Annotated in this window: 7 protein-coding genes and 4 tRNA genes; all 11 read left to right on the forward strand. The window is 28.9% G+C overall.

Translation table 4 applies throughout. The features are described from left to right. The first annotated feature begins 81 nt into the window (after positions 1-81). The 11 genes from parE to R9C05_RS00865 all read left to right on the forward strand — a co-directional run bounded on the left by parE (position 82) and on the right by R9C05_RS00865 (position 14328). Positions 82-2013 (forward strand): DNA topoisomerase IV subunit B, encoded by a 1932-nt coding sequence (gene parE, locus R9C05_RS00815; RefSeq protein WP_121940973.1) that lies wholly within the window; start codon positions 82-84, stop codon positions 2011-2013. Positions 2014-2015: 2 nt separating this feature from the next. Then, positions 2016-4931 (forward strand): DNA topoisomerase IV subunit A, encoded by a 2916-nt coding sequence (parC, locus tag R9C05_RS00820; RefSeq protein WP_121940974.1) that lies wholly within the window; start codon positions 2016-2018, stop codon positions 4929-4931. Between the two features lie 351 nt (positions 4932-5282). Beyond that, positions 5283-6542, forward strand: coding sequence for an endonuclease (locus R9C05_RS00825; protein WP_121940975.1), 1260 nt, complete (start codon positions 5283-5285; stop codon positions 6540-6542). A gap of 89 nt (positions 6543-6631) precedes the next feature. Next, positions 6632-8047: a Sapep family Mn(2+)-dependent dipeptidase gene (locus tag R9C05_RS00830; protein WP_121940976.1), complete on the forward strand. Its 1416-nt coding sequence runs from the start codon at positions 6632-6634 to the stop codon at positions 8045-8047. Positions 8048-8114: 67 nt separating this feature from the next. Then, a tRNA-Arg gene (locus R9C05_RS00835) sits at positions 8115-8190 on the forward strand. 73 nt (positions 8191-8263) lie between these two features. Beyond that, positions 8264-8339 (forward strand) — tRNA-Arg (locus R9C05_RS00840). Between the two features lie 107 nt (positions 8340-8446). Continuing rightward, positions 8447-8520: transfer RNA gene (locus tag R9C05_RS00845), tRNA-Gly, on the forward strand. 1 nt (position 8521) lies between these two features. After that, positions 8522-8595 (forward strand) — tRNA-Gly (locus R9C05_RS00850). Between the two features lie 225 nt (positions 8596-8820). Further along, complete coding sequence (locus tag R9C05_RS00855) at positions 8821-8952, forward strand: DUF4177 domain-containing protein (protein WP_121940977.1); 132 nt, start codon at positions 8821-8823, stop codon at positions 8950-8952. Positions 8953-8954: 2 nt separating this feature from the next. Then, on the forward strand, positions 8955-9224 hold the full coding sequence (locus R9C05_RS00860) for a hypothetical protein (protein WP_121940978.1): 270 nt from the start codon (positions 8955-8957) through the stop codon (positions 9222-9224). Between the two features lie 586 nt (positions 9225-9810). Beyond that, positions 9811-14328 (forward strand): GA module-containing protein, encoded by a 4518-nt coding sequence (locus tag R9C05_RS00865; protein WP_121940979.1) that lies wholly within the window; start codon positions 9811-9813, stop codon positions 14326-14328. Positions 14329-14562 lie beyond the last annotated feature (234 nt).

Here is a 14562-nt window from a genome sequence, read left to right on the forward strand (position 1 = left end):
AATTTGCTATTAAAAACTTAAAATAAAATTTAAAACTTTTATTTTTTATACTGTTTTATATAGTTTATAATTAATGTAATTATGGCAAATAAATTTAATAAATATGAAGCTAGTGATTTGAAGGTTTTAAAGGGGCTTGATGCTGTTAGAAAAAGACCAGGAATGTACATTGGTTCAACTGACGCTCAAGGACTTCATCACTTAGTTTGAGAAATTCTTGATAACTCTCTTGATGAGGCACTTGCAGGCTTTGCGACGACTATCAAAGTTATCATGAAAGAAGATGGTTCTGTTGTTGTTGAGGATAACGGGCGGGGAATTCCAATTACTAAACACTCATCTGGTAAATCAGGAGTTGAACTAGTTTTTACTGAACTTCATGCTGGAGGAAAATTTGATGAAGGTGTTTATAAAACTAGTGGTGGTCTTCACGGTGTTGGATCTTCAGTAGTTAATGCCCTTTCTTCAAGACTGATTGCGACAGTTTTTAGAGAAGGAAGTGAGTATATTACTGAATTTAAACAAAACAAAATCATTCAAAAAACTACTAGAGTGGGAAGCACTACTAAAAGAGGGACAAAAGTACAATTTTGACCCGATTTTGAAATATTTAAAAAAGCAAAATTTTCAGATTCAATTATTAAAGAAAAATTACATGAATCAAGTTTTTTGATTCCTAATTTAAAAATAACTTTTAAGTCAGAAATTACTGGCGAAAGTACTGAATATCAAACCAATGAAGGTATTAAAGAATATGTTAAATACATTGGTCAAGGAAGACACTTTTCAAGTGAAATTTTTTATGTAAGCGGAAGCAATAAAAATATTGAAATTGACATTGCAATGGTTTATACTGACGAATACAGTCAGTCAATTTTTAGCTTCGTAAATAATGTTAAAACCCGTGATGGCGGAACACATGAAACTGCTTTTAAAACAGCACTTACTAAAACAATTAATGAATATGCTATTAAAAATAATTTAATTAAAGGCAAAAGTTCTTTTGAAGGAGATGATGTTAGAGAAGGAATAATTGCAATTATTTCTTTAAAAATTCCTGAATCAATTTTAGAGTTTGTTGGTCAAACTAAAGATAAGCTTGGAACTCCTGAAGCACGTGATGCTGTTGAATTCTTTTTTAGCGAAAAATTAACTTTCTATCTAAATGAACATAAAGCTGAAGCAGATAAAATTATCAACAAAATCAAAAGAGCTTATGAAGCAAGAGTTGCAGCAAGAAATGCTAGAAATGAAACAAGAAAAGCTAAAACTAAACTTGAAACCAAAAAAATTCTATCTGGAAAGTTAACTCCAGCCCAAAGTAAAGATGTAAATGCAAAAGAACTATTTTTAGTCGAAGGTGATTCTGCTGGTGGATCTGCAAAAATGGGGCGTGATCGTGTAACTCAAGCTATTTTACCTTTACGTGGAAAAGTAATAAACACTGCAAAAGCAAAATTAAGTGATGTGCTTGCTAATGAAGAAATTGCAACTATTATTAATACAATAGGTGCTGGTATTGGCGACATGTTTAGTATTAAAAATGCTCAATATGGAAAAATCATAATAATGACTGACGCTGACACTGATGGTGCCCACATTCAATGTCTACTTTTAACTTTCTTCTTCCGTTATATGAAGGATTTAATTGAAGAAGGAAGAGTATATATTGCCATGCCTCCACTTTATAAACTTACTATTAAATCTTCAAAAAGCAAAGACATTTACGTTTGAGATGAAGAAGAATTAAAACAACTTACTAATCAATACTCAAACTATGAAATTCAACGTTACAAAGGTCTTGGAGAAATGAACGCGGATCAACTTTGAGAAACAACAATGAATCCAAAAACCAGAACTATAATTAGAGTTAATATTGATGATGCAATTAATGCTGAAAGAACAGTAAGCACCCTTATGGGTGATGATGTTAATATCAGAAAAAGTTGAATCAATGATCATGTTGACTTTTCATTAGAAGATGATTTTAAAATTGAGCAAAATAGAGGTTAATCATGGATAAATCAAAAGAACATAAAATAGATCAATACATTGAAAATATTATTGAAAAAAGCATGGTTGACATCATGGGCGAACGTTTTGGAAGATATTCAAAATATATTATTCAACAACGTGCAATTCCTGATAGTCGTGATGGACTAAAACCTGTTCAAAGAAGAATACTTTATTCAATGTGAAACTTACATCTTAAAAATACTTCTCCTTTTAAAAAATCAGCCAGAATTGTTGGGGATGTTATCGGCCGTTTTCACCCACATGGTGATAGTTCTATTTATGAAGCACTTGTTAGAATGTGTCAAGAATGAAAGAGCAACTATCCTTTAATTGAAATGCATGGAAATAAAGGATCAATTGACGATGACCCTGCTGCTGCAATGCGTTATACTGAATCAAGACTTGAAAAAATTAGTGAATTATTACTAAAAGATTTAGACAGAAAAGTTGTTGATTTAGCACCAAACTTTGATGACTCAGAATATGAACCAATCGTCCTTCCGGCACTATTTCCCAACCTTTTAGTAAATGGAGCAAAAGGAATTGCTGCTGGTTTTGCAACTGAAATTCCTCCTCATAACTTAAATGAACTTATTGATGCAACAATTAAATTAATTAAAAAACCAACTGCTTCAATTGAAGATTTAATGGAATATGTAAAAGGACCTGACTTTCCAACCGGTGGAATAATTAATGGCCTAAAAGGAATTAAGCAAGCCTTTGAAACTGGGCAAGGAAAAATTTACATTTCAAGTCAATACAGATATGTTTTTGATCCAAAAAATAGTAAAAAAATCATTGGAATTGAATTCTTTGAAATACCTTTTGGGGTTGTTAAATCAAAACTTGTAGGTGATATTGGCACACTTGTTGCACTGCAAACAATTAGTGGAATTAAAGAAGTAAGAGACCAATCAAACCGTGATGGAATTAGTATTTATTTAGAACTTGAAAATGAAGCAAATGCAGAAGCAATCGTTACTTATTTAATGACCAAAACTGACCTTAGAGTTAGTTACAATTACAACATGATTGCAATTGATGAAAACGCACCAAAAGTCATGAATTTACAATCTGCTTTAATTGCTTATTTAATGCATTTACGAGATGTTAATACTAAAGGAATATTTTACGATTTAGAACGTTACAAAATTAGACTTGAAATTGTTGAAGGTTTTATTAGAGTTGCAGAAATTAGTGATGAAGTTATTAAGGTTATTAAAGCAAGTGATAATTCTAAAAAAGGTGTTATTGAAGCTTTGGAAAGAGTATTTGGATTTACTAATTTACAAGCAACAGCAATTGCTGAACTTAGACTTTATAAACTTTCAAGAATGGACCAAGTTCAATTTCAAGAAGAAGCTAGAAATTTAGAAGAATTAATTAAAAGATGCAAACTACTTTTAGAAGATTCAGCTGAATTTAATAAGTATTTAATTGAACTTTTAAAAGACATTAAAAAGGAATATGGAAGAGAAAGAAAATCCATTATTAGTGATGAACAAATTTCAACCACAATTGATACTAAATCTCTAATAAAAAATGAAGATTTTTATATCTTTGTAACCAAACAAGGATACATCAAGAAAATTTCAAAAAAGACCTTTATATCCAACCTTTTTTCAAGTTTTAAACTCAAGGAAAATGATGGAATATTGCACTATGATTTCATTAACTCTTTATCAAAGATTTTATTCTTTACAAATCATGGAAATTTCTTTGTTTTAGACTCTCACGTTTTCAAAGAAAATGGCTGAAAAGATTTAGGAGAACACGTCTCAAGTTATGTTCCACTTTCAGTAAATGAAAAGATTATTAGAGTAATTGAAATTAGAAACTTTGACAACTATGCAAACTTACTTTTAATAACAAAAAAAGGGCTTGCAAAACGTGTTGAATTTAGTGAATTTGATATCAAAGTTTTATCAAGAAAACGTTCATGTTTACCATTAAATGAAAAAGAAGATGAACTCGTTGATGCTAAAGTTACAAATGATCAAAAATCAGTTTTAGTATTACTTTCAAAAGGACTTTACTACTATTTTGAAACCTCTTCAATTCCAGTTGCAAAACTATCAGCTAGAGGTGTTAAATTCTCTAAATTAACTGAAGATACAGTAATTCAATCTTTTGTTTGTTTAGACTCAAGCCAAAAGGCAATAATACTAACAAACAAAGGTCAAATTAATAAAATGAAAGCTGCTAATATCTTGCCGGTTAAAAGAACAAATAGACCAAAGATTTTATTTGTCCCTGCAAAGCGTCTTCGTTCAGACATTATTGCCAGTGATGTTATTACAACAAAACTTCAACTTATTTACACTAACAAAAATAATGAACCAACTGAATTTAATTTAAAAAATGTTGAATCATGTAAACCTGGTGTAATTATGTCAGCACCTAAAATTAAAGATTTTAACAACGTTGGTAGTTTAGTGCAACCTGTTAAAGTTAATAAACTTGATGATAATGAAAATGAAGAAGTTAAAGCAAGAAGACAAGCTAAACTCGAAAAAGCCATTGATGAAGATTTAACATTAACTGTAGAAAGTGCCCTTTTTGTTAAAAATCAAAACATTGAAGAAAGCAAAGAAAAAATAGTTGCAAATGAAAGTGAAGATGATGAAGATTTCACTTTATTTGAAGTGGCTGAAAAAAGTTTAGAAACGAAAAAACCTGAAATCAAAAAAGAAAACATGTTTGAAGAAACTGACTTAACTGACACAGATTTATTAGAAGATGATCATGTTGACACTGACTTTACTTTAACCGATGAATCTGCTCTTGACGTTGGAGAAGTTTTCAAAGAAAAGAATGTCAAAGAAGATAAAAGGGCAACTAAAGAATCAGTTGATAAAAAATTAAAAGCAGCTGAACTAATTGATTTAGATGAATTACTAGGAAAACTAAAATAAATTTTTAAATTTACCATATAATTAACATTACTTAAAAAGCTAAAAGGAAAAAATATGAGAAAAGATGTAAGAGCTAGAAACAAAAAAAGAGCTGAAGAAAGACAAATTAAATTAGCAAAAGAAAGAGCGAGAGACGATAGAAGAAAAGCACGTGCTCTTGCTAAAACAAAATAATTTATTAAAGCTTTTTAATTTCATAATCTTTTATAAAAAAATCAAAGAAATATACCAAAAAGTAAGCATTTTTATAAGGCTTATTTTTTTATTCTTCATATTTTGAAAATTTAATTTTATAACTTTTTTAAGTTATATAATTTTTGCGTATTAACCTTGTTAATACGGAGAAATGAAATGAAAAAAATATTATCAGTGTTGCTTTCTTCATTAACACTGACTGCCCTTCCTTTTGTGGCATCTAAATGTCATAATGAAGAACAACCTAAACCCAACCCTAATCCAAGTGATAAAAAACAATCATATAAATACATTCAACAACTTGGATTCTTTTTAATTGAAAATACTGTCCAAAAACTAATAGGTGGAACTTCTGAGTTTGATGTTAAACCTTTAGCAGAAGATTTAGAAATTGGACGAAATGCAATTTCAAAATATGCCGTTAAAGACTATGAAAAGCTTTTAAAAGAAGGTAAAAAAGTTAAGCTTTCAAAAAACGGTGATGAATGCAAAAAGATGTTAGAAAAGCTTGAAAAAGCAAAAACTAAACTTTTAGGTGAAGTTGTAGTTGGCACAAAACCAAGAGATCCTTATATTTTAAAATATCAAGCAGACAATTACTATGCGAGTTTAGAAGGCAAAAAAGGCGATGAGTTAATTAATGCTTTAATTGAACTTCAAAAAGAAGCAAGAAAAGGCATTACCCTTTATCATGACGGTTATCAAGCCCTTTATAATACTTATCATGAAGCTTTTTTAGATAAATATTATGAAAAAGATGATAGTTATATAGATATATATACTGAAAATCCATATGGTGAAGATCCTTTTACTTATTGAGATATGAAACATGATAATTGAAATGTAGAAGGCGGATTCTTAGCAAGAGAACATATGGTTCCTAAATCATGATTTGATATTAGCAAAGTAATAGCAGGCCAAGATCCTAAATCAGTTCCAATGTATAACGATGCTCACCACGTTTGACCAGGAGATGGACTTGTTAATGGAAAACACTCAAACTTTCCTTACGGTGAAATTAAGAAAAGAGCAACCTTTGTTTCAACAATGGGAACCAAAATTGGTGCTTCTAAAGAAGATAATGCTTTAGTATGTGAACCAATCTTTGAATTTAAAGGTGATATCGCCAGAGCTTATCTTTACTTTTCTTTAACTTATCGTGATTATAAATTAAATATAAGTGCCGGAGTAAGAGTATTTGATGATAAAGGATTAATTAATTCAAAATATTTACCAACTTATTTAAGATGAGCAAAAGCTGATCAAGTTAGTGCTTTTGATGTAGGAAGAAATAATGGAATTGCAAAACACCAAAAAATTAGAAATCCGTTTACGGATTATCCTGAATTAATTGATGTTGTTTTTGGTGGAAACAAAGATTATGTTTTCCACAACAAAGGAATTACAATACTTTAAAACCTATTAACCTAGTATGTGCTAGGTTTTTTTAATTTTTGCAAGTTTTTCGTTCCAAACTTTATAATTAGAATACTTAAAGGAGCGAAATGAGAGAGTTAATTAAGTATAAGCAAACTGAAAATGAGTTTAATGAGATGGTAAAAAATATTGCAAGAATTTGTGCAATTCCTTCAATTTCAAAATTTAAAAAAGATAGTGTTACTCCTTTTTCTAAAGAAGTTGACATGGCACTTGATTTTGCATTAAACTTAGCAAAAAGTTTTAATTTTAGAACATTTAAAGATCCAGAAGGTTATTTTGGATTTGCACAAATTGGTAATAGTAAAAAAGTAATTGCAATCATGGCTCATTTGGACGTAGTTCCGGCCGGTGATGAAAGTCAATGAACAAGTGAAGCTTTTAAACCTTTAATTTTAGAAGATAAAATCTTTGGTAGAGGAACACTTGATGATAAAGGACCTGCAATTATTTCACTTTATGCTATGAAATATATACAAGATAATGATTTATTAAGCGATGATGTTTCAATTAGATTAGTATTTGGACTAAGCGAAGAAACAAATATGTATTCAATGAAAATGTATTTAAATAAGTTTGGTCTTCCTTACGTTGCATATACTCCGGATGGGGAATGACCTTTAATATATGCAGAAAAACTGGTTTATCATGTTGATTTAGAATTTCCAAGACTTGATAATTTAGTAGTAAAAGCAGGAGAAGTAGTAAATCAAATTCCTGACACACTTTATGCAAGTTTTGGCGAAATTGAAAAAGTAAGAGAAATTTTAGTAAATGATTCACAACTTTCAGAAGATAAACAAATTATTCAAGTAAAAGGTAAGGGTGGGCATGGTTCTACTCCCGAAAAAGGAGACAATGTAATTATTAAATTCTTTAAAGCCTTTGCTGAAGCATTTCCTGAATGAAAAGGACATTCTTTAGTTAAATTTATTAATGAAAACTTTCAAGATAATGATTTTTCGCTTCCAAAAATCTTTCCAGAATATGAAGATTTTTCTGGAAAACTAAGTGCAAATTTAGGCAAGATTAAAACAACTGGAAAACACGTAACTTTAAGTTTTGATTTACGTGTTCCTGTTACATTTGATAAGACATCAGTTTATGCTGATTTAACCAAATACTTTGCTTCATTTAATAAAAAGGTTGAGATTATCCAAATTGGTCATAAACCTGCAAAGTATTTAAATGTAGATAGCAATCTTGTAAATATACTAATGCAAACTTATAATGAGTGTTTACAAGTTGATGAAAAACCAATTGCAATTGGTGGCGGAACTTATGCAAGATTGTTTGATAGTTGTGTCGCATTTGGTGCTACAAAATCAATGCATTTAATGCACGGACCAAATGAACACTATACTTTTAAAGAAATGCAAGATAGTTTAGAAATTTATATCAACGCTTTAAATAGACTTCAAGATTACGATAAAACCAAAGATTTAATAATCTTAAAAAATGACTTATTTAATGAAGAAATTTAAAAAAATATTGACTCAAAATAAAACCATAAAATTATAAATACTTTTAATGATGTAAAATTTAATGAGTGGTCGCATAGCTCAGTGGATAGAGCACAAACCTCCTAAGTTTGGGGTCGCAGGTCCGACTCCTGCTGCGATCGCCATTTTTTTATTATTTTAAAAATTATGAAATTTATTTGCTCCACATAATATTGTGCTAAAATATTAATGCTACACGGTCGCGTAGCTCAGGGGATAGAGCACATGCCTTCTAAGCCTGTTGTCGCAGGTTCGATTCCTGCCGCGATCGCCATTTTTTTTATTTCTTTTTTTAGTTTTTCAATTTATATTATTTATTAAAAAACTTAGATTAAAATTAAGAAGAAAGTAAAAATTTTAGTATAATAAACAATGCTAAAAGCGAGTGTAGTTTAATGGTAGAACTTCAGCCTTCCAAGCTGAATACGAGGGTTCGATTCCCTTCACTCGCACCATGCGGATGTAGTTCAATGGTAGAACATCAGGTTGCCAATCTGAATACGAGGGTCCGATTCCCTTCATCCGCACCATACCAAGTGCCTAGCATCTTACGATAATTAGTGGGATGCTTTTTATTTTACTTACCTATTTTGTTGCATTGTTTTAATTGAAAATAAAAAAAGCATTTTTTCAGACATCAAGCAATAAATGTTCTTATAAATATTTTTAATATTTATGGAGGAAATAAAAATGAAAGAATACAAAGTTTATCACAAAAAGACAAATAGTTTAGCGGTAAATTTGACCCTACTGTATTGGAACAAGCATTAAATGCATATGGAAAACAAGGCTGAAGAGTCGCTACGGCATTTAGTGTCGAAGTTCCTGGATTTCTTGGAGGGACAAGAAAAGAAGCCATTTGTATTTTTGAAAGAGATACTGATTAATTATGGCTTATAAAAGCTTATATAATGGAATTATATTTATTGAAGGTGAAGAAGACTACATTGAAAATAAAGGCTTGATTGAATATAAGAAAAACCCTTTTACTACAAGTAAATTAATTGGACTAGATCTTGTTAAGGATCAATTAGCAATGAAAGTACAGCAAATCGGTGCTAAATTATTAATTTCAAGTATGGACAAAAAGGTGCTAGATGATTTAAATCACGTGTCAATAATAATGCCAGTTGGTTTGGGAATGGCCAAGCTGTTATAATAAATCAAGATAAATATAATGAAATTTTAGAAAAAATCACAAATCGTTAGTTGAAAAATAAGTAAAAAATAACGAAAAACTTTTAAAAAAATGAACACATGTGCTTAGAAGCATGTGTGTTTTTTTATTGAAATTATTCACTTTTTTGTTTTATCTTTTTAAACATATTTCTTAGTCAAAATATATGAATTAAAAGAAAAAAATAAAGATAAAATAGACACAAAATGGCATTGAAACTATACTGAAATTTATTCAATTTGTTTGAATAGCATTCAACAAAACATTGAACAACAATTTTTATGTTTATTTTTATTGAAAAATAAAATATTTGGTTAAAAAAACTATTGAATTTAAGAAGAAATTCGGAAATTTAAAGCTTCAATATATTGAACAACATAACTCAATGTTATTCAATGTTTTTATTATTGTTTGAATTTACACGGATTAAAAAAAATGCTATAAAAATTGAATTAAAGGTAAAATTTCCAACTTAAGACGTCAATAATAATATTAATATTATTAAATTTTTAATTTTTATAGTATCTTTTTATTTATTAAATAAAAAGGAATATAAGAGAAAAAAAATATGGCAAAATTAAAAAAACTATTTTTAATATTATCACTTTTACCGGTGACCACAATTCCGCTGACAAGCATTTCTTTAGCTGACAAGAAATTAGAAGCAAGAAGCACTAGAGCTTCTTTAACTCTTGCTGAATTATTTGATGATTATAAAAAGAGCACATTTATACGGGATGAATCAAAAAAGGAAATTGAATCAATACTTAAATTTTTAAAGGAAAATTGAGGTCATCCTAAGACTCCAGATTATGTCAATAGGTTTTATAAAGTTGTATTCGAAGATATGATTTATGCTATCTACAGAATAAGCCAAGGTCATGATGATTCAAGAAACACTAAAAATTATTTGTATGATAAACAAAAAGATAAAGTTAGTTCTTATTACGACAATTATAAAAATGATCCCGGCACCAAAGAATATTTTGATAAGCGCTATCCTTTGTGAGCTGAAGCCCAAGAACTTGTAGACGTAATGCGTGAGTTTTGAAGCTATTATGATGAAACAATTGACGGAGGAAAAAACAAAGTAACTAAAAAATATCTATTTATAGGTTCAGATAAAAGAGTAGCTGATGGATGACGCAAGGTAGAACAAAGATTTTTTATTCTTGGAACCGATTTTCAAGCTTTTCAACCTCCAGCAAATGTGAGAAAAATAATCGATGAGCAACTTAAAAAAGAGTATGAAAAGCTAAATGGTAATCTAAGTTTGGATAAAAAAGTATTAACAGATATTGTTAAAACTTCACCATGAATTAGCAGTGAAAGAAAAACTCAATTAATTGATCATGAAATTCCAAGTTACAATGAAACAAACATGTCATGAATCGGCAGCAAACCAGATGCTCCATATGCTAAAAAGACTTTGTGAGAAAATGACATCATTGGAAGTTTAATTAACGCCATAAAAAATGTTAATACCCAAAATCTTTTATTTGATGGGGAAAATAACTATCTTAATGGTGGGCAAAGAGAACATTTTGCTAATAGTAGCACCGGAACATTAGTTACTACTTATAAAAATGATGCAAACCTTCTAGACTCAAAACATTTTAGAGACAACCTTAACAGTTTGCATGATGAATTACTTCTTACTGTTGTGCCTGAGCTTAAAGAGCTTAATCTTATTATGAAGGAATTTAAATCATTAGAAAGCGAATTCTTTGCTTTAAAAAATAGCACTAGTTATGTAAACGCAAATCAAAAACAACAAGATGCATATGATTGAATTTGAACTAAAGCAACAAACATCAAGAATGGAACTAAAAGTTATTATGATTTTTCATTTGTTGAAACAACAGTTGAAGAGATGATACATACTAAAGCATTATTATTGGCTCCTGCAGAACTTGATGCAGAAAAAGACAAGTTATATGGTTATATTGCAAGAGCTAATTGATTGACAAAAAAGCAAAAAGATTCTTTATCCTCAAAAGTGCAAAATGCTGATGCGGTAGATTTTGTTCCGCTTAGAGAAAGAATCTATAAATCATTGAAAAGTACTTTAACAGCTGAACTTAGACAAATTACAAAAAATACAGATTATAGTTTGTACTTAGGTGGAGATGATAAGGGCTTTTATTATTATGAAAGAATTTTACCTTACAATGCAAAATATCCTAATTGATATAAAAACTATGATGACTTATTTGTATTAGACAATGAGATGAAAGAACATATAGCTCTTTTATCTGAATTAACTAATGAAAAAGAATTTATGGATGAAGTATTTTATCGTGGTGCAGCGGCATATGAATATGCAAATTCAAATAAAAAAAATGAATATCAATTTTGATGAAATCAAATATTCACAGAAGGTCTATTAAGTAGATACATCCCTGTACCAGAATTAAAACCAAAATTAAAGCAAATAAAAGAAGCTCGTATGGCTCTTGATGGAACAGAAAACTTTTACAATATGCTAATAAGCAAAGTTAATGCTTTTAAAATTTTTAATTCAAATCAGAGAGAAGCAATTATTCAGAATTTACAACTGCATAATAAAAATGCTGATGCAATTAAACAAGCAGACTTCAATTATGAAGATTGAGATTATTCATCAGAAGTTTTATGTAGAGATGTTTATTTACCAATGGTTGATGCTTGAAAAGAGTTTATTTCTAATACAGCAAATTTGAACACTGCTCAAAAAAACTATTATCTGTCTCAAAAAGAAGTTACAGGCGGTGCAACACATTACCGAGAATATGTAAAAAATATTAATGCAATCCTAGCGTATGAAATAGAAGCTAAGAAAATGAATGAGCTAATGAAGACTTTAAAAGAAGAAAGAGAGTTATATTTATTTTTAATTGAAACTTCTTTATATAAAGGCTCTCCCCACGCTTTAAAAGCTCATTATAATGATGCATTTAAAGAATCACAAATTGATGACAATAAATTTTTAGATAACAATGCAATTGAAGTAAGAATTGAAGCATTACAACGAGGAAGAAATAATCTTCAATTGTCAAGTAGACTTAAAGATGCATTAAAACAAAAAATTAATGAAGTAACTTATACTGAAGAAACATGAAGAACTCAAACTAAACAATTTATAGATACTAATTGAAAAGACGCTAATCGTGCTGAAATTAATAATTCAATTAAAGATGCATATAATAAAGCAGTTGCTGAATTTGAAAAATATTTGAATTCAATTTCAAATTTAAACAAAGCTCAAAAAGATTTATATAGAAGCAAGATTTTAAATTTTGAAGAACTAAAAATTGATGAAAATTTTGCTAAATTTGATTTATTAAATAATTTAAAACCTGAACTCGATTTACTGAACTTGTCAATGGAAGCATTAAATAATGAAAAATCAAAATACGCTGATGTAATTAAAACAATAAATTACACTAATGCAACTAAAAGTAAAAAAGATGCCTATGATCAAGCGTATGTTAGTTCAAACTTTTCAGATGCAAAAGATAAAGCAACAGTTGATATGTTGCTTCAAACTTTACAAAATACTAAAAATGCACTTGACGGTGAAATAAATAACCTGCAAGCTGCTAAAGATGCATTAATTAAAGAAATTCAAGAAGATTTATATCTTGAATCTCACCAAAAGCAATCTTTAATTGCGAAGGTTAATCTTGCAACTAAAGTTTCTGATTTAGATCCTATTAGACAAGAAATAGCTAACTATCATAAAGTAAAGTTACAAGAACTTAAAAATAATTTAAAAGATAAAATTAATGCAACTAAATGAACAGAACCTAGCGAAAAAAATCATTTAATTTCTAAAGTTGATGCTATGACTTTGGAAACTTATCCAAGTGTTCTTACTGAAGTTACAAATATTTTAAGAGATTGATTGAAACTAAAAATTCAAAGTTTTGTAAATCTAAGCCAAGCACAAAAAGACTTTTTAAGAAATGAAGCAACTTCTAAATTAGATATAGATACATTCATTACTCTTTATGATGTTACAGTAATTAATTTAGTTAACATTATGCAAACTTTACAAGATAAAAAAGCTGAAGGAACTACTCTTTTAACCAGTCAAAGATATATTGATAGTGACACAAACAAGAAAACTGAATTTGATAATGCGTTAAATGCTTTAACATTTGTTGATAACAAAGATAAGGCTCAAGTTCAATCTTTAATCACTAATTATGAAAATGCTAAAGCTAACTTAAATGGTGATTCTAGATTAGGTAGTGCTAAAGATGTGCTAAAAATGGAAATTCAAAATGATCCTTATTTAACAATTGCAAATAAAGTAACACTTTCAAATAAAACAGATGATGCTAAAAACCTTGCTGATGTTGAAAAGATAAGAGCTGAAAAGAATAAATTAAGTTCAACTAACAAAGCAAACCTTGAAAACAAAAAGCAAGAATTAACTGAAAAAGTTAACACTATTGAAGAGATTACTAATCCAATTAAACAAAATTTACTAGATAAAATAAATGAGGCAACTGTTGACAGCGTTGAAAGCGTAGAAGACGAAGTTAATTCAGCAATTGTTCTAATCTTAACAAACTCACTTGATTCTCTAACTTATTTAAATAAGGCTCAAAAAGATCATTATAAATCATTAATTATCGTTTCAAAACCTGCTCAAGAACTTAACCAAGCTTTCAATGATGCAAAAGCATTGAACATCTCTATGAAAGCATTGGTTGATATTAAGGCAGAATATAAAGATGTAACTAAATCAACTTTATATCTTGAAGATACTAAAGAAAAACAAAAAGCATTTGATGATGCTTACAATGCTTTAACATTTACTGATGCTAAAGACAAAACACAAGTTGAAAGTTTAATTAAAAACGTAAAAACTTGCAAAGAAGCATTGGATGGTAAGGCAACAACCAAACCTCAAGATCCAAGCAATCCTCAGGATCCTACAAAACCAAGTAAGCCGCAAGATAAAGATAAAGATTCTTGAACTGCTAACAAAGTTGATGCAAAATTAACACTGGCAGTCAATGTTGTAATGTTACTTTGCATATTAGCAATCATTATCCCTGCTTTAGTAGCAGCTTCAAAATCAAAAGCAAATTAATAATCATCCCAAAACAAAAAACCAAACAATTTAAGAACAAATTTAAAAATTTAACTCTTAAATACATTCACTAAATAACTCATTGTTTTTATATAAAAACATGAGTTTTTTAATACTCTTTTTATTAAATAAGAGTCAAAATAATATAAAACTTTAATTGAGCATTAGTTGAATTTATTCCTGTTTTTCAAAATTCCTTATTACATCATTTTTTCTATTAATATTTTGAAATTT

The sequence above is a fragment of the Metamycoplasma subdolum genome (assembly GCF_033546815.1).
Lineage (GTDB): Bacteria > Bacillota_I > Bacilli_A > Mycoplasmatales > Metamycoplasmataceae > Metamycoplasma > Metamycoplasma subdolum.